The organism is Mycolicibacter heraklionensis (assembly GCF_001021505.1).
GTDB classification, from domain to species: domain Bacteria; phylum Actinomycetota; class Actinomycetes; order Mycobacteriales; family Mycobacteriaceae; genus Mycobacterium; species Mycobacterium heraklionense.
In genome coordinates this window covers 59,088-82,049 of record NZ_LDPO01000022.1, presented here as the reverse complement: position 1 = coordinate 82,049, position 22,962 = coordinate 59,088, and the positions used below count along the sequence as shown (strand labels likewise).

Below are 22,962 nucleotides of genomic sequence, written 5' to 3'. Positions count from 1 at the left end.
ACACGTCGCCCAGGAACTCAACGGCCGCCCACGCAAAACGCTCGGCTGGGAAACCCCAGCCGAGCGCTTGCGTGATCTACTACTGGCCAACTAACCAGCAGTGTTGCAACGACCCCTAGAAACCGCCCTAGCGTGCGGGGGCTTTTCGGTGTGTCCTATTCGGCCGCGAAGTTGCGGGTGACGGTCGGGTCCACCGGAATGCCGGGGCCGGTCGTCGTCGAAATGGTGACCTTCTTGAGGTAACGGCCCTTGGACGACGACGGCTTGAGCCGCAGCACCTCGTCGAGGGCGGCGCCGTAGTTCTCCGCCAGCTTTGCCTCTTCGAACGACGCCTTGCCGATGACGAAGTGCAGGTTGGCCTGCTTGTCGACACGGAAGTTGATCTTGCCGCCCTTGATGTCGGAGACGGCCTTGGCGACGTCGGGGGTGACGGTGCCGGTCTTGGGGTTGGGCATCAGACCACGCGGACCCAGGACGCGAGCGATGCGGCCCACCTTGGCCATCTGGTCGGGGGTGGCGATCGCGGCGTCGAAGTCGAGGAAACCACCCTGGATCTTCTCGATCAGGTCGTCGCTGCCGACCACGTCGGCGCCGGCGGCGATGGCCTGCTCGGCCTTCTCGCCGACCGCGAATACCGCCACGCGGGCGGTCTTACCGGTGCCGTGGGGCAGGTTGACGGTGCCGCGGACCATCTGGTCGGCCTTGCGCGGGTCGACACCGAGCCGAATGGCGACCTCGACGGTGGCGTCCTGCTTGGTCGAGGACGTCTCCTTGGCGAGTTTGGCCGCCTGCAGCGGGCTGTAGAGGTTGTCGCGGTCCACCTTCTCGGCGGCGGCGCGGTAGGCCTTGCTGGTCTTGCTCATTGGTTATCCAATCTCGTGGTTGGTTGTGGTCTGCGGGCCGAAGCTGGCCCTCCCACGCTTTCCTTGCGTTGAGTCTGCGTTCACGGCGGTGCTCACTCGCACTTTGCGCCGTCAGCGCAGGATCAACAGCTACTACTCGACGGTGATGCCCATGGAGCGGGCGGTACCGGCGATGATCTTGGCTCCGGCCTCGATGTCGTTGGCGTTGAGGTCGGCCTTCTTGGTCTCGGCGATCTCGCGCACCTGGTCCCAGGTCACCTTGGCGACCTTGGTCTTGTGCGGCTCGGCCGAACCCTTGGCGATACCGGCGGCCTTGAGCAGCAGCCGCGCCGCGGGCGGGGTCTTGAGCGCAAAGGTGAAGCTGCGGTCCTCGTAGACGGTGATCTCCACGGGGATGACGTTGCCGCGCTGGCTTTCCGTCGCGGCGTTGTACGCCTTGCAGAACTCCATGATGTTCACGCCGTGCTGACCGAGCGCGGGGCCGACCGGCGGCGCTGGGTTGGCCTCGCCGGCCTTGATCTGGAGCTTGATCAGCCCGGCGACCTTCTTCTTCGGGGCCATGAGTGGGGTGTTCCTTTCCTACGTACTAAATCTTGGAGACCTGGTTAAAGGCCAGTTCCACTGGTGTCTCGCGACCGAAGATCGACACCAGCACCTTGAGCTTCTGCTGCTCGGCGTTGACCTCGCTGATCGAGGCGGGCAGCGTGGCGAACGGGCCGTCCATGACGGTGACCGACTCGCCGACCTCGTAGTCGACCTCGATGACCGGCCGCTCCAGGCCGCCCTCGGAGGCAGCCGCCGCGGTGCTCGCCGTGCCACGCGCCTGCTTCTTGGCCGCACCCTGCGGCAGCAGGAATTTGACCACGTCGTCCAGCGGGAGCGAGGTGGGCCGCGAGGTGGCGCCGACGAACCCGGTGACGCCGGGGGTGTTGCGCACCGCCGACCAGGAGTCGTCGGTGAGGTCCATCCGAACCAGGATGTAGCCCGGCAGCACCTTGCGGTTGACCTGCTTGCGCTGGCCGTTCTTGATCTCGGTGACCTCTTCGGTGGGCACTTCCACCTGGAAGATGTAGTCGCCGACGTCGAGGTTCTGCACGCGGGTCTCGAGGTTGGCTTTCACCTTGTTCTCGTAACCGGCGTAGGAGTGGATGACGTACCAGTCGCCCGGCTTGGAGCGCAGTTCGGCTTTCAGCGCCACCGCGGGGTCGAGTTCCTCGGCCGGCTCGTCCTGGGCCGCCTCGGGGGCCTCGGGGGCTTCAGTGGCCTCAGCCTCGGCGGACTCGGTGGCCTCCACCGCGGAGTCCTCAGCGGGAACCTCAGCGGCCTCCGCCACGTCGACCGGCTCGCCCGCGGGCGTGTCGCCGTCGAAGGTAGTCACGGTTGTCAGTCCTTCCTATAACTTCACTCGCCGAACACCAGCAGCACCAGCCGGGCGAATCCGAAGTCTGCCCCGGCGACCAATGCCACCATGAAGACCAGGAACGCCAGCACCACTGCGGTGTAGGTGACCATCTGCTTGCGGTTCGGCCAGATCACCTTGCGAAGTTCGCCGACGACCTGCTTGAGGAAGTTCAGTACGAAGACGAACGGGTTGCGCGAGGGCCCTTCAGCCTTCTTCTTGGCCTTCTTCTTGGCCTTCGCAGCGTCCGCGGCGTCTTCGGCGTCCAATTCGATGGCAGTCGAGTCCTCGTCGCCTGCACCACGACGCCGCGAACGCTTGCCGGTGGGCCGCAGCGGGTCGCCGACCTGCCTGCTCACCACGGCCGTGCGACTGCTGCGGCCGGACTCGGCATCGCTGTCGCCGTCGGCTGCGGCGTCGGGACGGTCGAGCTCGTCGGTCACCGCATGCTCCTTCGTTGTTCGCGCTTACCTCATTGCCGTACCGCGCATGGTGTCCAGTGTCCACCATGGCACGTCAGCAGGGGCGACAGGACTTGAACCTGCAACCTGCGGTTTTGGAGACCGCTGCTCTGCCAGTTGAGCTACGCCCCTTCGCGGTTGGCGCACCAACCTGCGGGTTCGGAAGCTTCACCTGTGCGCCGTCTCCGGCTCACACAATTCGCGCGCCCCCCGGAATCACGGAAAGCGCGCTAATGCTGGGAAAACCCCGAAGTCCGAGTGTACCTCGCCGCTATGGCCAGTTACTAATCAGGCTGTTCGGCGAGGCTCACCGGAGTCGGCCCGCAGGGACGGCGGAGGTGAGCGGAAGCCGGGACTGCCTCATGGATCAGGCTGTTCGGACGACCTGACCCGATTCGGCATCCCACCTGAGGTTGACCGAATCGTCTCCTTCGTGGCCCATCATCGTGGTGAACGCCTCGAGCACCACGTCGCCGTCCTGGTTGGTCAAGATGTTGCGGGTCGTGACGATGTCAGCACCGAAACGCTCGTTGACCGAGGCGATCTCCATCCGGGCGTAGAGCGTGTCGCCGGCCTTGATCGGCTTGAGGTAGGTGAAGCCCTGGTCGACCTGGACCATCTGCATGGTGGTGTAGCCGGTGTCGACGTGCCGGAAGAAGTCGGACTGCACCAGCTTCGCCAGGATCGCCACAAAGGTGAGCGGCGCCAGCAACGCGTCGTGGCCCAGTTTGGCCGCCTCTGCCTCATCGAAACAGGCCGGGTCCTCGGCCTTGATGGCCCGGGCGAACTCGCGGATCTTCTCGCGGCCCACCACGAACGACTCCGGGTAACGCCAGATCATGCCCCGGATATCGGTTTTGATCGCCATCGCTGCGCGTCCCTACGCCAGCTTGGCCGAAGCGACCGCCCGCCCGAAGATCTTCTTGCCACCGGTGGTGGCGGTGAGCGCAATGGTCACCGTCTTCGATTCGGGGTCGACGGACTTCACCCGGCCACTGAAGGTGATCTCAGCGCCCTTGCCGTCGTTGGGCACCGGCACCACGGAGGTGAAGCGCACGTTGTACTCGGTCACCGCGCCCGGGTCACCCACCCAGGACGTGACGTAACCACCGCCGAGACCCATGGTGAGCATGCCGTGGGCGATAGCGGTGTCCAGGCCCACCTGCTGGGCGATCTCGTCGTCCCAGTGGATCGGGTTGAGGTCGCCGGACACACCGGCGTAGTTGACCAGGTCCTGCCGCGACAGCGGGATCACCCGCTCGGGCAGCTGATCGCCGACCTTGACCGAACTGAACTCACGCAACGCCATCGGTGAAACCCTTGTCTCCCTCGCCGGCGCGACCCGCCAACGTCGTATATGTCTTCTGCACGATTTCGCCGGCGTGGTTGGTGACCACCTGTTGGGTCACGATGATGTCGGTGCCGTGTGCGCGGCGAACGGATTCGACCGACACGTCACAGTACAGCCGGTCGCCTTCCTTGATCGCCCGGTAATACTCGATCTTCTGGTCGACCTGGACGATCTGAGCGTCGTCGGTGGTGACACCGCAATGGTCGAAGAAACCCGAAATCGCCATGTGCCCGAACACCGAGATGAAGGTCAGCGAGGCCACCAGCCCGTCGTAGCCGAGGTCAGCTGCCGCGCGCAGGTCGAGGCTGGCCGGGTCCACCGCCTTGACTGCGCGCGCGTACTCGCGGATCTTCTCCCGCTCGACCTCGTAGTAGTCGGGATAGCGATACTGCGCCCCGGCGAGACGATCTGCCAACGACACGGATCGGCCTGACTTAGCGAGATTCGCGGTGCGACTCGTGCTTGCCGCAGTTGGGGCAGAATTTCTTCAGCTCCAGCCGGTCGGGGTCGTTACGGCGGTTCTTCTTGGTGATGTAGTTGCGGTGCTTGCACACCTCACAGGCCAAGGTGATCTTCGGCCGCACATCAGTACTGGAGGCCACGTCTGTCGTCCTTCTTCACATGTCGTATTGCTTGCAGTAGCGGTGGGGAGGCTCGATCTCCCGACCTCACGATTATGAGTCGTGCGCTCTAACCAGCTGAGCTACACCGCCCCGATCGGCGCTAGTCGGCGCACCGACTGGCGTCCACCGAGCCCCCTAACGGAATCGAACCGTTGACCTTTTCCTTACCATGGAAACGCTCTGCCGACTGAGCTAAGGGGGCCGTCACCTACAGCGACCCGTTCGGGCGCTGCAAGCCTGTAGAAGGTTACAACCTCGCCCACGAGGTCACCAAACCGCGATGACAGACGCTGCCGAAAGTAACTGCTTTAGTCTGGAGGGCGTGCCCGAATCCGACCGGCTGTATTTCCGCCAGCTGCTCTCCGGACGCGATTTCGCGGCCGGCGACCCGATGGCCGCCCAGATGCGCAACTTCGCCTACCTGATCGGCGACCGGCAGACCGGCGACGCCGTGGTGGTCGACCCGGCCTATGCCGCAGGTGATCTGCTCGACGCGCTCGAGGCCGACGGTATGCACCTGTCCGGCGTGCTGGTCACCCATCACCACCCCGATCACGTCGGCGGCAAGATGATGGGCTTCGAGCTCAAAGGGCTCGCCGAGCTGCTGGAGCGAGTCAGCGTTCCGGTGCACGTGAATACCCATGAAGCGCAGTGGGTTTCGCGGGTGACTGAAATTCCGATGACCGACCTGACCGCGCATGATCACGGCGACAGGGTCAGCGTCGGCGACATCGACATCGAGCTGCTGCATACGCCCGGTCACACGCCGGGCAGCCAGTGCTTCCTGCTGGACGGTCGGCTGGTCGCCGGCGACACGTTGTTCCTGGATGGCTGCGGCCGAACCGACTTCCCGGGCGGCGACTCCGACGAGATGTACCGCAGCCTGCAGCAGTTGGCCGCACTGCCGGGCGACCCGACGGTGTTCCCCGGTCACTGGTATTCGGCCGACACGAGCGCGGCACTTTCCGAAGTCAAGCGGTCCAACTATGTATTCAGCGCCGGAAGCCTGGACCGGTGGCGCATGCTGATGGGCGGATGAGGGGATAGCTGATGGGATCAGTTGAGGACCGCTTGTACGACGTCGCGCACGCGGGCGCGGATGCCTGGCTGGCGTGGGCCGCGTGGCTGGCCATCGGCATCACCGTGCTGGCACTGCTCTATCTGAACCGTCAACTGCAGCGCAACCGCCGGTTGGCCGCCGAGCAGACCCGCCCGCACGTGGCGATGTTCATGGAGCCGCACGCCGCCGATTGGCATGTCATCGAGCTGGTGGTCCGCAACTTCGGCAAGACCGCCGCCTATGACATCCGGTTTTCGTTCGACCAGCCCCCCACGGTGGCCCGCTACGAAACCGCCTCGGACGGCTACGCCGACGTGGTCGCGCTGCAGCTGCCCGAAGAACTGACGGTGCTGGCGCCGAACCAGGAGTGGCGCACCGTGTGGGACTCGGCGATCGACCGGGCCGAGCTCGGCGAGGGCATCGAGTCGAGGTTCACCGGGACGATCAGCTACGCCGACAGCCCCGACGAGCCGAAGGGCTGGTTCGGGCGGCGGGGCAAGCAACCTCGGTATGAGAACAAGGTGGTCCTCGACTGGGGAGACCTGCCCCCGGTGCGGCGCGTGGAGTTGATGACGACGCACGACCTGGCCAAGCGGGAGAAGCAGAAGCTGGAGCTGCTGCGCAGTCTGCTCAGCTACTTCCACTACGCCAGCAAAGAGACCCGCCCGGACGTGTTCCGTGGCGAGATCGAGCGGATCAACGGGGCCGCCCGCGAGATCCAGGATCGGTTGCGCGGCCGCGAGCAGCTGGAGGCCTCCGGCAATACCGACATCACGGTGCGGCTCGGCGACGCCAGCGCTGAGCTGGGCAAGCACCGCAGCTGAGCCCCCGCACAAACCCCGGCGTCAGTCGGCTCCGGCTGGCCCCTTGCCTGGGTAGTGCGATGCCCGGAACTGCTGCAGGTAGGCCGGCCAGTCCCAGGTGGACAGGAACTCGTTCGCCGCGGTGTAGCCGTTGTCGTAGAGCTTTTCGAGCCGGTCACGGGAGATGTCGAAGTCCAGCACGCTGACATCGGTGGAGTTGACCTTGATGGCCCGCACACTGACCCACGGCTGGTTCAGGTAGGTCTGGTCGTGGCCGATCAACATGGTGCTGATCAGGTTCTCCAGCAGCAGTGATTGTCCGAACAGCCGCAGCGGCCGCAGCACCGGAACCATGGCGTCGATGCCGTCGGACACCTCCGGAACCACCGTGACGCCGAACGTGGGCCACAGCGGTGGCCGGCCGTCGAGCCGGTCGAAGGTGTAGATCGGGAAGTTCGACAACACGCCGCCGTCGACCAGGGTGGAGCGCAGCCCGCGGGCGCTGGTCAGCGTCACCGGGCGGTAGAAGAACGGGACGGCCATCGACGCGCGCACCGCGTCGGCGACGGACTGCTCGTCGGGATCGAGGCCGTACACCCGCCGGTAGTCCCACGGCAGGCGGACCAGCTGCCCGGTCGTCACGTCGGCCGCGGTGACCACGGCGCGGTAGCGCCGCTCGGCCAGCAGGTTGTCGGCGTCGTAGGTCAGGTCACCCCAGGTGCGCACCCCCAGGTTCGCCAGCTCACTGCGGATCCACTCGTGGGCGACGTCGCCGCGGTAGAGGGCGCTGTCGCGCAGGAATCCCCACACCGGCCCCACCAGTGGGATCGGCCCCGCGTCGCGCCAGGTGCGCAGCGGTACCGACAGTGCCAGGTCTTTGACCTGCGCCGCGGTCAGCTGGTCGCCCTGGGCGGCGGCCGCCAGGATCGTGCCCACCACTGAGCCGCCGGACACTCCGGAGATGCGCTGCACCGAGTAGCCGGCGTCCATCAGCGCGACCACCGCTCCGACCAGCCCCACGAAGCGCACTCCCCCGCCGGACAGCACCAGATCGGCGGTCAGCGGCTGGGTTTCCCGGGCTCGACGTGTGGCCATCGTCGGGCGCTCAGTCCGCTGAATTCCATTCGTAGGGAAGGAATTTACCGTCGAAGGTGATCACTACCCGGTCACCGCCCGGATGCGGCTTGCGCTCGACATCCATGCTGAAATTGATCGCGCTCATGATGCCGTCGCCGAACTGCTCGTGGATCAGTTCCTTGATCGCCGGGCCGTATACGCCGACCGCCTCATAGAGCCGGTAGATGGTCGGGTCGGTGGGCGGTGCGGTGAGTCCGCCGCGCATCGGTACCGCGGCCAGCACCGGCACCACCGCCGGGTCCAGACCCAGCAGGCCCGCCAGGATCGCGCCCAGCTCGGCGGGAACCGGATGCTGGCCCAGCAGTGCCGAGGTTGTCCACACGACCGGCTTGCCGATCGCGTCGGCCAGTTCCTGCCAGGTCAGCCCCTTGGCGAGGCGGGCGGCGATGATCTGCTCGGTGATCTGGCTTCGGTTCATGGTTTCCAGCATGCCCGCCTGGCTCACTCTTCGAAATAGCGACGCAGGTTATCCCACATCGCGGCGTGCGAGCTACCGCCGTCGCGCAGCACGGTCTTCATCAACATCTTTGGAGCACTGATGTCGACCTGTTCGTGCAGTCTGGTTCCGTCGGCGTGGGGGCGAACCGTCATGGTGGACCACATCTCGATACCGGGCCGCTGCAGGGTGTGGGTCCGGATCTCGTCGGGCGCTGGAGTTCGCAGGTCCACCCGGCAGGTGAACCGGATCGGTATTCCGTACAGGCGCATGCGATGCGGGGCCAGGTATCGGGTGACACCGTCGGTGCCGCCGGGGATCCGCCGCACGTTCACCAGCATCGGGTGCAGGGCTTCGTAGTTGACCAGGTCGGCCAGAAACGCCGCAACGGTGTCCGGCGGCGCAGCAATGTCGGCGGTGTGCTCCAGGCGTCCGCGTGCCATGACGGAACCTTAGCTCCGCAGGATGCGATGGCATACTCGCCGGTATGCCGCATGACATGGCCTCTGGGCGTCGCCGATCGGCCGTACTGCTCATGGCTGTGGCTGCGATAGCGGTGCTGATCTTCGGCTGCGGTTCGCAGACCCGGGCCGAGAACACTCAACTCGATTTCGCCGCCCAAACCCTCGACGGCCGACCGTTTTCCGGTGCGAGCCTGGTCGGCAGGCCGGCCGTGCTGTGGTTCTGGGCGCCGTGGTGTCCGCTCTGCCAACGGGATGCACCGATGGTCGCCCGGCTGGCCGCCACCCACCCCAAGGTGACGTTCGTCGGGGTGGGCGCGCAGGACCGGCTGGACGCGTTGCGCGCGTTCGCGGCCAGGTACGGCGTCGACGAATTCACCGAGCTGGCCGACACCGACGCCGCGGTGTGGGCCCGGTTCGGGGTGACTCGCCAGCCCGCCTATGCCTTCATCAAGCCGGATGGACGGGCCGAGGTGGTGACGGGCTCGCTGTCCGAAGACGAGCTGAACAGGCGCCTGCAGGTCCTGACGGGTTCGTGATCGACACCGCCTCCCTCAGTTTCGCCCTGGGCGCCGGGCTGGTCGCGGCGTTGAACCCGTGCGGGTTCGCGTTTCTGCCCGGTTATCTGGGTCTGGTGGTCGCCGCCAGCCGAGACACCTCACGCCCGGTCGCACTGGCTCGGGCGGCGGCGGCGACGGTGGTGATGGCGACCGGATTCCTCACGGTGTTCGGGATCTTCGGGCTGGCCGTCTCGCCGTTGATCGCGTCGGCGCAGAAGTATCTGCCGTTCGCCACCGTGGTGATCGGCGTGGCACTGCTGGCTCTGGGCGCCTGGCTGTTGGCCGGCCGCGAGTTCCCACTGCTGTTGCCCGGCACAGCGGGCGGCACGCCGACGGCGCGCTTGGGGTCGATGTACGGCTACGGCGTCGGCTACGCCGTGGCGTCACTGTCCTGCACGATCGCACCGTTTCTGGCGGTGATCAGCACGACGTTCCGGCAGGGGTCGGCGTCGGCCGGCGCGCTGGCGTTCATCGCCTACGCCGCGGGCATGAGCATCACCGTCGGCGTCGCGGCGCTGGCGGTGGCTTTGATGGGGGCATCGGCGACCTCGGCGCTGCGGCGGGTGCTGCCGCACGTGGGCCGGATCGCCGGGGTGATCGTGCTGCTGACGGGGTTGTATGTCAGCTATTACGGCTACTACGAGATCCGGTTGTACTTCGCCGGGGCCGACGCCGACGATCCGGTGATCGCGGCGGCGGGTGCGGTGCAGTCCTGGTTGGCCGATCGGGTCGACGCGCTGGGCGTCTGGCCGTTGCTGGGCGCGATCGTCGCACTGGCGGCCGTTGCGCTGGGCTGGCGCAGGCGGGCACGCCGGGCCGGGCCCGACTCCCGATAACTGTTTCGATTGTTTCAATAACGGGCATCGGCGAGTAGTATCGATCGCATGCCCATCGCCGTCGCACCGATCGCCCGTCAGGTCGCCGAACGCGCACGCACCGACGCCGGGTTCGCCTATGTCCTCGACGCCCTGCTGGAAGCGCCCACGGCGCCACAGGGCACGTTAGAGCGCATCGCCGCTCACGCGCTGAACGACCAGCGTCGCGCCGCGCTCATCGACGACTTCGTCGCCGGGGCCCTGCCCACCCCGAAGGTCCAGGAACTCCTGCGGCTGGGCACGCCGCAGGCGGTGCACCGGCTGCGCAGCCGCGGCAAGCTCATCGGCGCAGCCGTGGGCAACCAGACCTGGTTCCCGGCCTGGCAATTCGACGACGCCCGGCTGCGCCCCGACCTGCCTGAGATCCTGGAGTTGCTGGGCAGGTTCACCGCCGACCCGCTGGCCGCCGACCGCATCATGCGGCTCACTCATGACGAACTGGGCGGTGTCTCGATCGCCGAGGCGCTGCGCCGCGGTGAGACCGCGCCGGCTGCGCGTCGACTGCTGACCTCGCTCGGTGCCTGAGCTTCCCGCCGGTTATCGGGCGCCGCTGCCCGACGCCCGGCCCGGTGGGCTGCGTCGCCGCCGGATCGTCGCCGGGACACAGCTGTGGCGCCTCGACGCCCAGCATCCCGACCAGTGGACCTGGGACGGTTTCGCCCAACCGCGCTACCGCTTCGATCCGCCGTCGGCTACGTTCCGCACCCGTTACGCGGCAACCGATCTCGTCGGCGCGTTCCGGGAGCGCTACCGGCTCACCGGTCTGATGATCCCCGGCGACCACGCCCGCCACCACCTGGTGCGACTGTCCGCCGCCAGGCACCTACGGGTGCTCGATCTGCGCACCGAACGCAACCTGGACGCACTCGGCGTCGACGACCAGATCAGCACCGGCCAGCACGACGCGGTGTGGGCCACCTGCCAACACCTGGCGGACGCCGTGCGGCGCTGGTGGCCCGAGCCCGACGAGTGCCCGGACGCGATCGTCTACCGCTCACGCACCACCCCGGAGACCTCGGTCAACTATGCGTTCTTCGACGCCGCGGCATTCGCCGTCGAGTCCTGGCCCCTCGCCGAACGCCTGGACGTGACCGCGGATCTGGTGCTGCGGCAAGGGTTCACCGTCACGTACTGAGCCCGCGCACCGGTGCGGTCGTGACCGCACCAGCCCCACCTGTCACGGCCCGGGAGGATGTGGGCGTGTGCCCGGCTCTGAGCGACAACGTCGGTTATGTCAACCCGGGTCTGGTTGGCCGACGCACACGGGTTTGGTCGGCCGACGCACCCGGGTTTGGTCGGCCGACGCACCCGGGTTTGGTTGGCCGACGCACCCGGGTTTGGCTCCCCGACGCACCCGGGTTTGGCTGGCCGCCGCACAGTTGCCCACCCGGGCCCCGCCGTGGCCTGACATAACGTCGGTTGTCGCTCAGAGCCGGGCGGAGAACACCTCTCCGCCCACGCGTGACGCCTGAGGCAGACGTGAACGAGCCCGGCGCTCAGCCCGGCTTTGTCGCCGCGACCAACCGAGTCGACGCCCACGGCCCGCCGTACCACATTCGCCAGCCCAGGTTGCGCCATGTCACGTCACGCCAACCGATTTCACGCAGTTGGGCGGCGTGCTTGCGAATCTCCCACAGGTCGGCGATGGCCAACCGGCCTCCGGGCCGCAGCACCCGGGCTGCCTCGGCCAACGCGCGCCGGCGGCCCTCGCGGGACCCGATGTTGTGGATCGCCAGGTTGGATACCACCACGTCGACACTGGCGTCGGGCAGCGGCAGTGCGGTCATGTCGCCGGTGCGCACCTCGATCCGGTCGGCGACGCCCTCCAGTGCGGCGTTGGCCAGGGTGGCATCAGCCGAGTTGTCGGTCTGGTCGGCCTGCCACAGGTCGACTCCGATCGCCCGGCCGTCGGGCAGCCGCTGGGCCGCGGCGCACAACACCGCGCCTCGCCCGCAGCCCATGTCCAGCACCACCTCGTCGCCGCGCAGCCGCAACCCGTCGAGAATGTCGGCCCAGACCTTGAACTTGCCCGACCGCGTCGCGTGCCAATACAGCCCGACCTGGGCCAGGATGGCGGCGTCGAGGACCAGTGCCGCCGCGCCCGCCCACTGCGGACCGCGGTCCAGGGCAATGCCGCCGTAAACCGCAAGCGCAGCGCACCCGAGCGCCAGGGCGGCGAGCTGCCCGCCGAGCGGCACCCGGTGAAACGATCCGTCGATGCCGTAGTCGCCGCGACGCCGCGCCGTCTCAGTCATCGCGGAGCCTTTCGTCGCCGAATCTGATACCCAGGTCGCGTGCGGTCTGAATCGAATCGCAGTCCAGCGGAACGGTTTTCTGTCGGCGGGTGGCCTGCGCCAGCGGCACGTAGTCCACCGTCGGCGGGTTGAGCGCCACCATCACCCCGCTAAGGCCCTCGTCGAGGGCCCGCACCGCGGCAGCGCCGAACCGCAGACCCAGCAGCCGGTCCGCCGACGTCGGCGACCCGCCGCGCAGCAGGTGCCCGAGCACCACGGCACGGGACTCGCGCCCGGTGAGCGCCTCGAGCTCGGCCGCGACCTTGGCGCCCACGCCGCCCAGACGTTCGGCTTGGCCCACCGCCTTGCCTGCCACGGTGAGCTCGCCGCCCACCGGCTTGGCGCCCTCGGCGACGCAGACGATGGAGTACGTCGAACCGCGTTGTGCGCGTTCGTTGATCAGCGCGGCCACCGGCTCAAGCCGATACGGAATCTCCGGGATCAAGATGGCGTGCACCCCGGACGCCATCCCGGCGTGCAGCGCGATCCAGCCGGCGTAGCGGCCCATCACCTCCACCACGATGATCCGGCTGTGCGAGGTGGCGGTGGAGAACAACCGGTCGATGCACTCCGACGCGAAGTCGACGGCGCTGTCGAAACCGAACGTCGCCGCGGTGCACTCCAGATCATTGTCGATGGTCTTGGGCACCCCGACCAGTCGCAGCCCCGCCTCGTTCAGGTGGTTGCCGATCGCCAGGGAGCCGTCGCCGCCGATGGTGATCAACGCGTCGATCTCGTGCTGCGCGAAGCGCTGCAACAGCTCGTCGGTGCGGTCCTGTTCGCTCCAGCTGCCATCGGGCTGCTGCACCGGGTACGCGGTCGGGTTGCCGCGGTTGGTGCTGCCCAAGATGGTGCCGCCCTGGTGGATGATGCCGCGCACCCGGTTTCGGGTCAGCTCGATCAGCCCGCCGTCGGGGTAGTCGTCGCCCAGCAGCAGGCCGTTGTAGCCGTCCCGGATCCCGACGACGTCCCAGCCCCGGCTGCGGCCGGCCAGGGTGGCGGCGTAGATGACGGCGTTGAGGCCGGGCGCGTCACCGCCACCGGTGCTGATCGCGATCCGCTTGATGCTCGTCGTCACGCCTAAACCTCCTGCACCGGGCTCTTGGGGTCGACCAGAACCTTGGCGTGCTTGGCCGGGTCGCCCAGCGCGTCGAACGCGTTCGCCACCCCGCCCAGGCCGACTGCGCCGGTGATCAGTGGCGAGACGTCGACTTTGCCCTCGGCGATCATGTGCAAAGTGTCACGGAATTCCATTGGCGTGTAACCCAGTACGAACCGCAGGTCGGTCTCCTTATTGATCGCGATCGCCGGCCGGATCGCGTCGGTTCCCATGCAGACCCCGACCACAACCACCCGGGAGAACAGTGGAGCCCCGGCGATGATGCTGTCGATGACTCCCGGGACCCCGACGCACTCGAAGATCACCGGACGGTTGGGCGTGGCGGCGCCGACGGCTTCGGCGGCCCGCCAGACATGCCACCAGGGCAGTCGCGCCTTGTACAGCTTTTCGACGGTGCCCACCGCCAGGCCCAGTGCATCCGGCGCCTTCTCCAGGTGGCCGTGGCCCGCCGCCGCGGCATACGGCGAGTCCTGTGCCGGGTCGACAACGATGTCGGCGCCGCAGCGGGTGGCCAGCGCGCGCCGGCCGGGCGAGAAGTCGCTGGCGATCACCGTGCGTACTCCGCGCGCCTTGAGCATGCACACCACCGCCAGGCCGATCGGTCCGCAGCCGATCACGATCGCCACGTCGCGCTTGCGCACCTCGCCGCGCCGCACGGCATGCCAGGCCACCGCCATCGGCTCGGTGAGTGCGGCCGCATCCGTCGACAGCCCGTTGGGAACCGGCAGCGCCAGCGACTGCTCGACGAGCATCTGCTCGGCGTAGCCTCCCGGCGCCGACTCCGACAGCCCGACCGCATGGACGGCGTCGCCGCGCCGCAACAGCGGTATCGCGACCACCCGGGTGCCGGGGCGGGGCGCCTTGCGGGTGCGGGGACCGTGGTCGAGTACTTCGCCGCAGATTTCATGGCCGAGTACCACCCGCTGGTCCGAGCGCATGAAGCCGTCGTATCCGGTCAAGGCCATGACATCGGCGACCTCGTCGCAGTGCTGGCGGGCGTGCAGATCCGATCCGCAGATGCCGCACCGCAGCACGTCGATGAGCAGCTGGCCTTTGGCCGGGACTGGAGTCGGTAGGTCGACGACCTCGAGTTGGGCGTTACTACAGCTGACTGCTTTCACCCGTCCCAGCCTACGAGGCGGCGTTGTCGTAGCCGCGGTTTATGGTGGCCGCGATGGGACTGCACCTGCACCGCGCCGAGCGCACCGACGTCCTCGCCGACGGCCTGGGTGCGCTGTTGGCGACGCCGCCGGCCGACCCGTTCGCCCAGGAGCTGGTGCTGGTGCCGGCGCGCGGGGTGGAGCGCTGGCTGTCCCAGCGACTGTCGCACGTGTTGGGCGCCGGTCCCGGGGGCGACGGGGTATGCGCGGGCGTGGAGTTTCGCAGCCCGCTTTCGCTGATCGCCGAGATCACCGGCGCTGCCGACGACGATCCGTGGTCCCCGGATGCCATGACCTGGCCGCTGTTGGCGGTGATCGACGCGAACCTGGATGAGCCCTGGTGTGCCACGCTGGCAAAGCATTTGGGCCACGCCGACCCCAGTCCGGAGGGTGAGCTGCGCCGCGGCCGGCGCTATGCGGTGGCGCGCCGGCTGGCCGGACTGTTCGCCGCTTACGCCCGTCAGCGGCCGCAGTTGCTCGTCGACTGGAGCGCCGGTCAGGCCACCGACGGTGCCGGCGCTGCGTTGCACGACGACTTGGGTTGGCAGCCGCCGCTGTGGCGCGCATTGGCGGCTGCCGTCGGGATCGATCCTCCGCACGTTCGGCACCGCGATACGGTCGCGCGGCTGCGCCAGGGGCCGACCGAGACGCTGCCGGCCCGGCTGTCACTGTTCGGACACACGCGGTTGGCGTGCACCGACATCGAGTTGCTGGACGCCCTGGCCACCCACCACGACCTGCACCTGTGGCTGCCGCACCCCTCCGATGCCCTGTGGCAGGCGCTCGGTGACGTACACGGCGCCCTGCCGCGCTCCGACGACGACACCCGGCGCAGCGCACACCACCCGCTGCTGGAAACCCTGGGTCGTGATCTGCGGGAGTTGCAGCGCAGTCTGCCGGCGACTCCCGCCAGCGATGAATATCTCAGTGCCGCAACGCACCCGGACACACTCTTGGGTTGGCTGCAATCCGATCTGGGCGCCAACGCGCTGCGCCCCGAGGGCCGCAGCCGCGCCGTGTCCGACCGCTCGGTGCAGGTGCACAGCTGCCACAGCCCGGCCCGCCAAGTCGACGTGCTGCGCGAGGTGCTGCTCGGGCTGCTGCATGACGATCCGACGCTGGAGCCCCGCGACATCGTGGTGATGTGCCCCGACATCGAAACCTACGCGCCGTTGATCGTCGCCGACTTCGGGCTGGGCGAGCTGGCCGGGGACACCCACCCGGCACACCGGTTGCGGGTTCAGCTCGCCGACCGGGCGCTGACTCAGACCAATCCGCTGCTGGCGGTGGCCGCCGAACTGCTGGAGATCGCCGGCAGCCGCGCCACCGCGACCGCCGTGCTCAACCTCGCCCACACCGACCCGGTACGGGCGCGGTTCGGCTTCACCGACAACGATCTGGCCCAGATCACCACCTGGGTGCGTACCGCCAACATCCGCTGGGGTTTCGATCCGCACACCCGCGAGCGGTACGGCCTGTCGCACATCGTGCACAACACTTGGCGATTCGGGCTGGACCGCATCCTGACCGGGGTGGCGATGTCCGACGATTCGCAGGCCTGGCTGGACACGGCGCTGCCGCTCGACGACGTCGGCAGCAGTCAGGTGGAGCTGGCCGGGAAACTGGCCGAGTTCGTCGCACGGTTGCAGTCGGCGGTCGACAAGCTGGACGGGACGCGCCCGCTGGCGGAGTGGATCACCGCGCTGCGCGACGGGGTCGCCGAGCTGGCCGACGCCGGCACTGATGCCTGGCAGAGCGCGCATCTGCAGCGCGAGTTGACGCAGGTGCTCTCCGATGCCGCGGCCCGCAGCGACACCGTCCTGCGGCTGCCCGATGTCCGCGTGCTGATGGCCGGGCATCTGGCCGGGCGCCCGACCCGGGCCAACTTCCGCACCGGAACGCTCACGGTGTGCACCATGGTGCCGATGCGGTCGGTGCCGCACCGGGTGGTGTGTCTGCTGGGCGTGGACGACGGCGTGTTCCCCCGGCTGAATCTTCCCGACGGCGACGACGTGCTGGCGCGGCGCCCGATGACCGGCGAACGTGACATCCGTTCCGAGGACCGGCAATTGCTGCTCGACGCGATCACCGCGGCCACCGAGAAGCTGGTGATCACCTACACCGGCGCCGACGAACACACCGGCCACCTCCGCCCGCCGGCAGTGCCGCTGGCCGAGTTGATCGACGCCCTGGATCAGACCACGCCCGAACCGGTGCGCGAGCACCTCGTCGTGGAACATCCCCTGCAGCCGTTCGACGTCAAGAACGTCGAGCCCGGCCGGCTGATCCCCGACGTGCCGTTCACCTTCGACCCGACCGTCCCGCTGGCCGCCAGAACCGCCGCCGGAACCCGCTGTGCCGCAACGCAGTTCATCACCGACCCGCTGCCCGCACCGCCGCCGGACGACGTTGCGCTCGTCGACCTGCTGAAGTTCTTCAAGGACCCGGTCAAGGGGTTTTTCAGTGCGCTGAACTACACGCTGCCGTGGGAGGTCGACGAGGTCGAAGACGGTATGCCCGTCGAGATCGACGCGCTTGGCGAATGGGCGGTCGGCAATCGGATGTTGCACGACATGCTGCTGGGGGTCGACTCGGCCAAGGCCATCGAGGCCGAGTGGCGGCGCGGCAGTCTGCCGCCCGGCCAGCTGGGCTGGCGCACCGCCAAACAGATTCGGGACCGGGTGGTGCAATTGGCGGCCGCGGCGCTCGAGCATGGTGTCGGTGCGCCCGCGACCTATGACATCGATCTGGATCTCGGCGGTGGGCGCCGGCTGACCGGAACCGTCAACCCGGTGTTCGACACGACCACCGTGTCGGTCAACTACTCCAAGCTGCGGGACACCCACTTGTTGCAGGCCTGGATCCCGCTGGTGGCACTGGCCGCCCAGCGTCCCGGCGTCGAATGGACCGCCCGCTGCATCGGCCGGGCCCGTGACGGTGAACGCGCCCTGCAGCGGCTGCTCGGGCCGCCACCCAATCCGATGGAGACATTGCGGGAGCTGGTGTGGCTCTACGACATCGGGCGCTGCGAACCGCTGCCGCTGCCGATCAAGACTTCGTTCGCGTGGGCCGAGAAGCGCCACGCCGGCCGCGACCCGGTCTGGTACGCGAGCAGCAAATGGGCCACGCAGCGCTACCCCGGCGAGGACGCCGAGCCCGCGTGCGTCCGGGTCTGGGGGCCACGCGCGCCGTTCGCCGTGTTGCAGGGCCCGCCTCGTCCGGGTGAGGAGATCGACGGCGAAGACACTCGACTCGGCGCGCTGGCGGCCCGGCTGTGGCTGCCGCTGCTGCGCGCGGAACGGCCGGTGCGCTGATGGAACGCTTCGATCTGCTGGGCCCACTGCCCGCCCGCGCCACCACCACTGTCCTGGAGGCCAGCGCCGGCACCGGTAAGACGTTCACCTTGGCCGGTCTGGTGACCCGCTATCTGGCCGAGGGGCACGCCACCCTGGACGAGATGCTGCTGATCACGTTCAGCCGGGCGGCCACCCGGGAGCTGCGGGACCGGGTGCGTCGTCAGCTGGTGGAGACATTGGCCGCCCTCGACGGCGCCAGCACGCAGGAACCCAATGATCTTGTCGCGCATCTGTGCAGCGGCAGTGCGGAGGATCGCGAGGTGCGCCGTCGGCGACTGCGTGACGCGCTGGCCGGCTTCGACGCCGCGACCATCGCCACCACCCACCAGTTCTGTCATCTGGTGCTGAAGTCACTGGGCATCGCCGGTGACACCAGCGCGGGCGTCGAGTTGGTGGAAAGCCTTGACGACCTGGTGGTCCAGGTCGTGGATGACCTGTACCTCGCGAACTTCGGGACGCAACGCGACGAGGTGGCGCTCAGTTACGCCGACGCGCTGAAACTCGCGCGGGTGGTGGTCTGCGACCCGTATGCCCAACTGCGCCCGCAGGATCCCGAACCGGGTTCGGTAGCCGAGGTGCGGCTGCGATTCATCGACGCGGTGTGCGCGGAGTTGGAGTTGCGCAAGCGCCGGCTCGGCGTATTGGGGTACGACGACCTGCTGCGCCGGCTGGCCGCCGCACTGGAGCCCGCGGATTCGCCGGCGCGGGAACGGATGCGGCAGCGCTGGCCGATCGTGATGGTCGATGAGTTCCAGGACACCGACCCGATCCAGTGGCAGGTGATCGAACGCGGCTTCGTCGGGCATTCGGCGGTGGTGCTGATCGGCGACCCCAAGCAGGCGATCTACGGGTTCCGCGGCGGCGACATCTACACCTACCTGCAGGCGGCACGCACCGCCGGGCAGCAGCGCACCCTGGCGGTGAACTGGCGCAGCGACTCGGCCCTGGTCGGTGCGCTGCAGACGGTGATGGGCGGTGCGGCGCTGGGTGATCCGCAGATCGTGGTGCACGATGTCCAGGCCGCGGTCGGCGGGTCTCGGCTGGTCGGTGCGCCCAGCACCGCCCCGTTCCGGCTGCGGGTGGTCGGCCGCGCGGCGTTCGGCGTCAGCTCGGACCGCGTTGTCCCGATGCCCAAGCTGCGCCGCCACATTCCCGATGATCTGGCCGCCGACGTCGCCGCCTTGTGGGCCAGCGGCGCGACCTTCGACGGCAGGCCGATCACTCCCGGTGACGTGGCGGTGATCGTCGAGAACAGCAAGGACGCGGCCGCCTGCCAGGAGGCCTTGCTGCGGGCCGGGATTCCCGCGGTGTTCACCGGCGATGCGGACGTGTTCTCCTCGGCTGCGGCCGCCGACTGGCTGTGTCTGCTGGAGGCGTTCGAGGCGACCCACCGCGGCGGGCTGGTGCGGGCCGCCGCGGCGACGGTGTTCTTCGGCTATACCGCCGCCACGCTGGCCGACGGCGGTGAGGCGTTGACCGACAAGGTGGCGTCGACGTTGCGGGACTGGGCGGATGAGCTGCGGCTGCACGGGCCGGCGGCGGTGTTCGAAGCGGCGCAGTTGGCCGGCCTGAAGCGCCGGCTGCTCGGCGAGTACGGCGGTGAACGCACCATGACCGATCTGGCGCATGTGGCTCAGCTGCTGCATGAGGCCGCGCACCGCGACCGGCTGGGCCTGCCGGCGTTGCGGGATTGGTTGCGCCGCCAATGCACCGAAGGAAACGGCGGCGGGCAGCACAATCGTCGGCTGGACTCCGACGCCGCTGCCGTGCAGATCCTGACGGTGTGGGGCGCCAAGGGTTTGCAGTTCCCGATCGTGTACCTGCCGTTCGCGTTCAACCGGCACATGTTCGACGAGGCCATCCCGCTCTATCACGACGGCGGTGTCCGCTGCCGGCACGTCGGCGGCCCGGACAGCTTCGACCACTCCGACGTGCAACGGCTGAGCCTGGCCGAGGCTGCCCGCAACGACATTCGGCTCGCCTATGTGGCATTGACCCGCGCGCAGTCGCAGGTGGTGGCGTGGTGGGCGGCGTCGTACGACGAGCCCAACGGCGGCCTGTCCCGGCTGCTGCGGGGCCGGTGCCGCGGCGAGGCACCGGTGCCGGATCGCTGCGAGCCCAAACCCACCGATGACGAAGCACTGTCCTGTTTCCGGGAGTGGGAGGCCGCCGGCGGCCTGGTCATCGAGGACTCGGTGATCGCCCCGTTGGCACCGGTCGTTCCGGCGCAGCCTCCGGATGGCTTGGAAGCGCGGCATTTCCACCGCCACATCGACACCGGGTGGCGTCGCACTTCGTATTCGGGGCTGATCCGGCATGCCAGTGAGGTCACCGAGGGCGGGGCGTCTGGGGTGCACAGTGAACCCGAGTTGAGCGCCCGCGACGACGAGGCCGACGACGTGCCCGTAGCGGTGGCGCCGCCGCCGGTCGGGGCGGATCTGATCTCGCCGATGGCCGAGCTGCCCGCCGGGGCGGCGTTCGGCTCGCTGGTGCACGCCGTGCTGGAGACCACCGATCCGTTCGCCGCCGACTTGGCCGCCGAGCTGGAAGCCCAGGTACGTCAGCACGCCGCCTGGTGGTCGGTGGATGCCGAGCCGGCCGCGCTGGCGGCGGCGCTGGTGCCCATGCACGACACTCCGCTGGGGCCGCTGGCCGACGGGCTGACATTGCGCGAGATCGGCACCCGGGACCGGTTGCGGGAGCTGGATTTTGAGATTCCTCTGGCCGGTGGAGATGTTCGCGGCGTGGCGCCGGACGTGCGGCTGGCGGAGGTGGGATTGCTGCTGCGCGAGCACCTGCCCGCGGACGACCCGTTCGCCCCGTATGCCGACCGGCTGGCCACCGAGGCCCTGGGCGGCCAGCCGCTGCGCGGATATCTGTCCGGGTCGATCGATGTGGTGCTGCGGGTGCCCGAGCAGCGCTTCCTGGTGGTCGACTACAAGACCAACCGGCTCGGTGACACCGCCGCCGACTACGGCTTCGACCGGCTCACCGCCGCCATGCTGCATTCGGACTATCCGCTACAGGCGCTGCTGTATACCGCGGTGCTGCACCGCTTCCTGCGGTGGCGGCTGCCCGGCTACGACCCCGAGCAGCACTTGGGTGGGGTGCTGTATCTGTTCGTGCGCGGGATGTGCGGCGCACGCACTCCGGTGGCCGATGGTCCAGGCGGGCACCGTGCCGGGGTGTTCGACTGGCGGCCACCGACCGCACTCGTGGTGGCGTTGTCGGATCTGTTGCACGCGAGGCGGGCGGCATGAGCGAGTTGTTGGAGTGGCGGGTGGCCTCCGGCGGTACCGGGCTGTTGCGGGACTTCAATCAGGCCGGCGTGCTGGATGCCGCCGATGTGCATGCAGCCCAACGCATCACGGCACTGGGCGGCGAGCCCGACGAGACGGTGGGCTTGGCGCTGGCGCTGACCGTGCGCGCGCTGCGGCACGGGTCGGTGTGCCTGGATCTGTCGTCGGTGGCTGCTGACACCGACGGCGCGGAGGTGGCCTGGCCGGAGCCGGGGCCATGGCTGGCGGCGGTGCGGGACAGTCGGCTGGTGCAGGCGCAGGTGCTGCGGCTTTATGACGGCCGGCTGCTCTACCTCGACCGGTATTGGCGTGAGGAGGAGCAGGTCTGCACGGACCTGCTGGCGTTGTCGGCGCCCGGGACGGCACCGGCGGAGCTGCCCGCCTTTGAGCGACTTTTTCCGTCCGGCAAGTTCGACGAGCAGCGTGCGGCCGCCGAAATCGCACTTTCGCAGTCGGTTACGGTGCTCACCGGTGGGCCGGGCACCGGCAAGACGACTACGGTGGCGCGGCTGTTGGCGCTGTTGGCCGAGCATGCCGAACGCTCGGGCACGCCCGGGCTGCGGATCGCATTGGCCGCCCCGACCGGTAAAGCGGCGGCCCGGCTGACCGAGGCCGTCGCCGCGGAGGTGGCCGAGCTGGCGCCGGTGGATCAGGCGCGGCTCGCCGGGCTGGGCGCGACCACGTTGCACACCCTGCTGGGTTCGCGGCCGGACAGCTCGGTGCGGTTCCGCCACAATCGGGCCAACCGGCTGCCGCACGACGTGATCGTCGTCGACGAGACATCGATGGTGTCGCTGACGCTGATGGCCCGGCTGCTGGAGGCGATGCGCCCGGATGCCCGGCTGATTCTGGTGGGCGACGCCGACCAGCTGGCGTCGGTGGAAGCCGGTGCGGTGCTGGCCGATCTGGTGGACGGGCTGGCGGCGCGGCCGGACACCCGGGTGGCGACGCTGCGGACGTCGCACCGGTTCGGTGAGTCGATCGGTGCGCTGGCAGTGGCGATCCGCGACGGCGACGCAGATAAGGCGGTCGCGCTGCTGGCCGCCGGGGGCGAACACGTGGAGTGGATCGACACCGACAGCGCGGTGGACGTGGCCGAGCGATTGGCGGCTCTGGTGGTGCCCCATGCGTTGGCGGTACGCCAGGCCGCGCTGCTCGGTGATGCCGCGGCGGCCTCGGCGACGCTGGACGAGCATCGGTTGCTGTGTGCGCACCGAGCGGGCCTGCACGGAGTGCAGCACTGGAACCAGCAGATCCGCCGGTGGGTGGCCGAGCAGACCGGTGACCCGATGTGGACCGAGTGGTACGCCGGCCGACCACTGCTGGTGACCGCCAACGACTATGGGCTCGGGTTGCGCAACGGCGACACCGGAGCGGTGGTGGTCCGCAACGAGGGGCTGCGCGCGGTGATCGCGACGGCATCCGGGCCGCTGGAGTTCGCGACCAGCCGGCTCGCCGACGTCGAGACTATGTACGCGATGACGATCCACAAAAGCCAGGGCAGCCAGGCCGGCGAAGTGACCGTGTTGATGCCGCCCGTCGAGTCGCGACTGTTGACCCGGGAGTTGTTCTACACCGCGGTGACGCGAGCCAAGTCGAAAGTGCGGGTGGTGGGCTCGGAGGCCTCGGTGCGGGCCGCGCTGGGTCGCCGGGTGGTACGGGCGTCCGGGCTGGCACTGCGGCTGCGGGAGGCGTGAAGGCTGG

Annotated in this window: 23 protein-coding genes and 3 tRNA genes; 9 read left to right on the top strand and 17 right to left on the bottom strand. The window is 68.8% G+C overall.

Annotated elements, in window-relative coordinates; all coding sequences use genetic code 11:
• Nucleotides 1-155: 155 nt before the first annotated feature.
• From rplA to ABW16_RS20065, 11 genes are all read right to left on the bottom strand, one after another.
• Nucleotides 156-863 carry a 50S ribosomal protein L1 gene (gene rplA / locus ABW16_RS20115; RefSeq protein ID WP_047320947.1) on the bottom strand — a complete coding sequence of 236 codons (708 nt, stop codon included), beginning with the start codon at nucleotides 861-863 and terminating at the stop codon, nucleotides 156-158.
• Nucleotides 864-995: 132 nt separating this feature from the next.
• Complete coding sequence (gene rplK, locus ABW16_RS20110; protein WP_047320946.1) at nucleotides 996-1,424, bottom strand: 50S ribosomal protein L11; 429 nt, start codon at nucleotides 1,422-1,424, stop codon at nucleotides 996-998.
• Nucleotides 1,425-1,449: 25 nt separating this feature from the next.
• Nucleotides 1,450-2,241, bottom strand: coding sequence for a transcription termination/antitermination protein NusG (gene nusG, locus ABW16_RS20105; RefSeq protein ID WP_047320945.1), 792 nt, complete (start codon nucleotides 2,239-2,241; stop codon nucleotides 1,450-1,452).
• 23 nt (nucleotides 2,242-2,264) lie between these two features.
• Nucleotides 2,265-2,705: a preprotein translocase subunit SecE gene (gene secE, locus ABW16_RS20100; RefSeq protein ID WP_047320944.1), complete on the bottom strand. Its 441-nt coding sequence runs from the start codon at nucleotides 2,703-2,705 to the stop codon at nucleotides 2,265-2,267.
• A gap of 77 nt (nucleotides 2,706-2,782) precedes the next feature.
• Nucleotides 2,783-2,855: transfer RNA gene (locus ABW16_RS20095), tRNA-Trp, on the bottom strand.
• 235 nt (nucleotides 2,856-3,090) lie between these two features.
• Nucleotides 3,091-3,591, bottom strand: a complete 501-nt coding sequence (gene hadC, locus ABW16_RS20090; protein WP_047320943.1) for a (3R)-hydroxyacyl-ACP dehydratase subunit HadC — start codon at nucleotides 3,589-3,591, stop codon at nucleotides 3,091-3,093.
• A gap of 12 nt (nucleotides 3,592-3,603) precedes the next feature.
• Entirely contained in the window at nucleotides 3,604-4,032 is a 429-nt protein-coding gene (gene hadB, locus ABW16_RS20085) for a (3R)-hydroxyacyl-ACP dehydratase subunit HadB (RefSeq protein ID WP_047320942.1), read from the bottom strand.
• Complete coding sequence (gene hadA, locus ABW16_RS20080; protein WP_047320941.1) at nucleotides 4,019-4,495, bottom strand: (3R)-hydroxyacyl-ACP dehydratase subunit HadA; 477 nt, start codon at nucleotides 4,493-4,495, stop codon at nucleotides 4,019-4,021. Before hadA ends, hadB begins: the two co-directional genes overlap by 14 nt.
• A gap of 13 nt (nucleotides 4,496-4,508) precedes the next feature.
• The gene (rpmG, locus tag ABW16_RS20075; RefSeq protein ID WP_024440978.1) at nucleotides 4,509-4,676 is read right to left on the bottom strand and encodes a 50S ribosomal protein L33; all 168 of its coding nucleotides are present in this window, start codon (nucleotides 4,674-4,676) and stop codon (nucleotides 4,509-4,511) included.
• 37 nt (nucleotides 4,677-4,713) lie between these two features.
• A tRNA-Met gene (locus ABW16_RS20070) sits at nucleotides 4,714-4,787 on the bottom strand.
• A 39-nt stretch (nucleotides 4,788-4,826) separates the two neighbouring features.
• Nucleotides 4,827-4,899, bottom strand: a tRNA-Thr gene (locus ABW16_RS20065).
• Between the two features lie 120 nt (nucleotides 4,900-5,019).
• Between ABW16_RS20065 and ABW16_RS20060 the strand changes: the two genes are divergently transcribed.
• Both ABW16_RS20060 and ABW16_RS20055 read left to right on the top strand, forming a co-directional pair.
• Complete coding sequence (locus ABW16_RS20060; RefSeq protein ID WP_047320940.1) at nucleotides 5,020-5,736, top strand: MBL fold metallo-hydrolase; 717 nt, start codon at nucleotides 5,020-5,022, stop codon at nucleotides 5,734-5,736.
• Nucleotides 5,737-5,747: 11 nt separating this feature from the next.
• Entirely contained in the window at nucleotides 5,748-6,581 is an 834-nt protein-coding gene (locus ABW16_RS20055) for a hypothetical protein (RefSeq protein WP_047320939.1), read from the top strand.
• A 21-nt stretch (nucleotides 6,582-6,602) separates the two neighbouring features.
• On the opposite strand, the gene ABW16_RS20050 is transcribed toward ABW16_RS20055, so the two are convergent.
• Genes ABW16_RS20050 through ABW16_RS20040 form a run of 3 tightly spaced genes read right to left on the bottom strand, consistent with a single transcriptional unit; the run spans nucleotide 6,603 to nucleotide 8,576 of the window.
• Nucleotides 6,603-7,655: a patatin-like phospholipase family protein gene (locus tag ABW16_RS20050; protein ID WP_047320938.1), complete on the bottom strand. Its 1,053-nt coding sequence runs from the start codon at nucleotides 7,653-7,655 to the stop codon at nucleotides 6,603-6,605.
• Nucleotides 7,656-7,665: 10 nt separating this feature from the next.
• Nucleotides 7,666-8,115: a cyanase gene (gene cynS, locus ABW16_RS20045; protein ID WP_459542296.1), complete on the bottom strand. Its 450-nt coding sequence runs from the start codon at nucleotides 8,113-8,115 to the stop codon at nucleotides 7,666-7,668.
• Nucleotides 8,116-8,138: 23 nt separating this feature from the next.
• The gene (locus ABW16_RS20040; protein ID WP_047320937.1) at nucleotides 8,139-8,576 is read right to left on the bottom strand and encodes an SRPBCC family protein; all 438 of its coding nucleotides are present in this window, start codon (nucleotides 8,574-8,576) and stop codon (nucleotides 8,139-8,141) included.
• 44 nt (nucleotides 8,577-8,620) lie between these two features.
• On the opposite strand from ABW16_RS20040, the gene ABW16_RS20035 reads away from it, so the two are divergent.
• From ABW16_RS20035 to ABW16_RS20020, 4 genes are read left to right on the top strand one after another with little or no spacing between them, the layout of a single operon-like run.
• On the top strand, nucleotides 8,621-9,133 hold the full coding sequence (locus ABW16_RS20035; RefSeq protein ID WP_268768048.1) for a redoxin domain-containing protein: 513 nt from the start codon (nucleotides 8,621-8,623) through the stop codon (nucleotides 9,131-9,133).
• Nucleotides 9,130-9,990, top strand: a complete 861-nt coding sequence (locus ABW16_RS20030; protein ID WP_047320935.1) for a cytochrome c biogenesis CcdA family protein — start codon at nucleotides 9,130-9,132, stop codon at nucleotides 9,988-9,990. Before ABW16_RS20035 ends, ABW16_RS20030 begins: the two co-directional genes overlap by 4 nt.
• 48 nt (nucleotides 9,991-10,038) lie before the next feature.
• Complete coding sequence (locus ABW16_RS20025; protein WP_047320934.1) at nucleotides 10,039-10,554, top strand: hypothetical protein; 516 nt, start codon at nucleotides 10,039-10,041, stop codon at nucleotides 10,552-10,554.
• Nucleotides 10,547-11,164, top strand: coding sequence for an RES family NAD+ phosphorylase (locus ABW16_RS20020; RefSeq protein ID WP_082134228.1), 618 nt, complete (start codon nucleotides 10,547-10,549; stop codon nucleotides 11,162-11,164). Before ABW16_RS20025 ends, ABW16_RS20020 begins: the two co-directional genes overlap by 8 nt.
• Before the next feature lie 361 nt (nucleotides 11,165-11,525).
• On the opposite strand, the gene ABW16_RS20015 is transcribed toward ABW16_RS20020, so the two are convergent.
• Genes ABW16_RS20015 through ABW16_RS20005 form a run of 3 tightly spaced genes read right to left on the bottom strand, consistent with a single transcriptional unit; the run spans nucleotide 11,526 to nucleotide 14,564 of the window.
• The gene (locus tag ABW16_RS20015) at nucleotides 11,526-12,284 is read right to left on the bottom strand and encodes a class I SAM-dependent methyltransferase (RefSeq protein WP_047320933.1); all 759 of its coding nucleotides are present in this window, start codon (nucleotides 12,282-12,284) and stop codon (nucleotides 11,526-11,528) included.
• Nucleotides 12,277-13,401, bottom strand: a complete 1,125-nt coding sequence (locus tag ABW16_RS20010) for a 6-phosphofructokinase (RefSeq protein ID WP_047320932.1) — start codon at nucleotides 13,399-13,401, stop codon at nucleotides 12,277-12,279. Before ABW16_RS20010 ends, ABW16_RS20015 begins: the two co-directional genes overlap by 8 nt.
• A gap of 2 nt (nucleotides 13,402-13,403) precedes the next feature.
• Nucleotides 13,404-14,564 carry a zinc-binding dehydrogenase gene (locus ABW16_RS20005; RefSeq protein ID WP_047320931.1) on the bottom strand — a complete coding sequence of 387 codons (1,161 nt, stop codon included), beginning with the start codon at nucleotides 14,562-14,564 and terminating at the stop codon, nucleotides 13,404-13,406.
• Nucleotides 14,565-14,617: 53 nt separating this feature from the next.
• Here ABW16_RS20005 and recC point away from each other — a divergent pair, with 53 nt between their 5' ends.
• The 3 genes from recC to recD are packed head-to-tail and all read left to right on the top strand — an operon-like array spanning nucleotide 14,618 to nucleotide 22,955.
• Nucleotides 14,618-17,917: an exodeoxyribonuclease V subunit gamma gene (recC, locus tag ABW16_RS20000; RefSeq protein WP_047320966.1), complete on the top strand. Its 3,300-nt coding sequence runs from the start codon at nucleotides 14,618-14,620 to the stop codon at nucleotides 17,915-17,917.
• Nucleotides 17,917-21,219 carry an exodeoxyribonuclease V subunit beta gene (gene recB / locus ABW16_RS19995; protein ID WP_047320965.1) on the top strand — a complete coding sequence of 1,101 codons (3,303 nt, stop codon included), beginning with the start codon at nucleotides 17,917-17,919 and terminating at the stop codon, nucleotides 21,217-21,219. Before recC ends, recB begins: the two co-directional genes overlap by 1 nt.
• Nucleotides 21,216-22,955 carry an exodeoxyribonuclease V subunit alpha gene (recD, locus tag ABW16_RS19990; RefSeq protein WP_047320930.1) on the top strand — a complete coding sequence of 580 codons (1,740 nt, stop codon included), beginning with the start codon at nucleotides 21,216-21,218 and terminating at the stop codon, nucleotides 22,953-22,955. Before recB ends, recD begins: the two co-directional genes overlap by 4 nt.
• The last annotated feature ends 7 nt before the right edge of the window (nucleotides 22,956-22,962 follow it).

What these genes read in the sequence shown, in the direction of transcription:
- ABW16_RS20055 (WP_047320939.1), top strand. Translation starts at nt 5,748, where the DNA reads ATGGGATCAGTTGAGGACCGCTTGTACGACGTCGCGCACGCGGGCGCG.
- recC (WP_047320966.1), top strand. Translation starts at nt 14,618, where the DNA reads ATGGGACTGCACCTGCACCGCGCCGAGCGCACCGACGTCCTCGCCGAC.
- rplK (WP_047320946.1), bottom strand. Translation starts at nt 1,424, where the DNA reads ATGGCCCCGAAGAAGAAGGTCGCCGGGCTGATCAAGCTCCAGATCAAG.
- cynS (WP_459542296.1), bottom strand. Translation starts at nt 8,115, where the DNA reads ATGAACCGAAGCCAGATCACCGAGCAGATCATCGCCGCCCGCCTCGCC.
- hadB (WP_047320942.1), bottom strand. Translation starts at nt 4,032, where the DNA reads ATGGCGTTGCGTGAGTTCAGTTCGGTCAAGGTCGGCGATCAGCTGCCC.
- rplA (WP_047320947.1), bottom strand. Translation starts at nt 863, where the DNA reads ATGAGCAAGACCAGCAAGGCCTACCGCGCCGCCGCCGAGAAGGTGGAC.
- recD (WP_047320930.1), top strand. Translation starts at nt 21,216, where the DNA reads ATGAGCGAGTTGTTGGAGTGGCGGGTGGCCTCCGGCGGTACCGGGCTG.
- recB (WP_047320965.1), top strand. Translation starts at nt 17,917, where the DNA reads ATGGAACGCTTCGATCTGCTGGGCCCACTGCCCGCCCGCGCCACCACC.
- ABW16_RS20015 (WP_047320933.1), bottom strand. Translation starts at nt 12,284, where the DNA reads ATGACTGAGACGGCGCGGCGTCGCGGCGACTACGGCATCGACGGATCG.
- ABW16_RS20040 (WP_047320937.1), bottom strand. Translation starts at nt 8,576, where the DNA reads ATGGCACGCGGACGCCTGGAGCACACCGCCGACATTGCTGCGCCGCCG.
- hadC (WP_047320943.1), bottom strand. Translation starts at nt 3,591, where the DNA reads ATGGCGATCAAAACCGATATCCGGGGCATGATCTGGCGTTACCCGGAG.
- ABW16_RS20025 (WP_047320934.1), top strand. Translation starts at nt 10,039, where the DNA reads ATGCCCATCGCCGTCGCACCGATCGCCCGTCAGGTCGCCGAACGCGCA.
- ABW16_RS20035 (WP_268768048.1), top strand. Translation starts at nt 8,621, where the DNA reads ATGCCGCATGACATGGCCTCTGGGCGTCGCCGATCGGCCGTACTGCTC.
- ABW16_RS20050 (WP_047320938.1), bottom strand. Translation starts at nt 7,655, where the DNA reads ATGGCCACACGTCGAGCCCGGGAAACCCAGCCGCTGACCGCCGATCTG.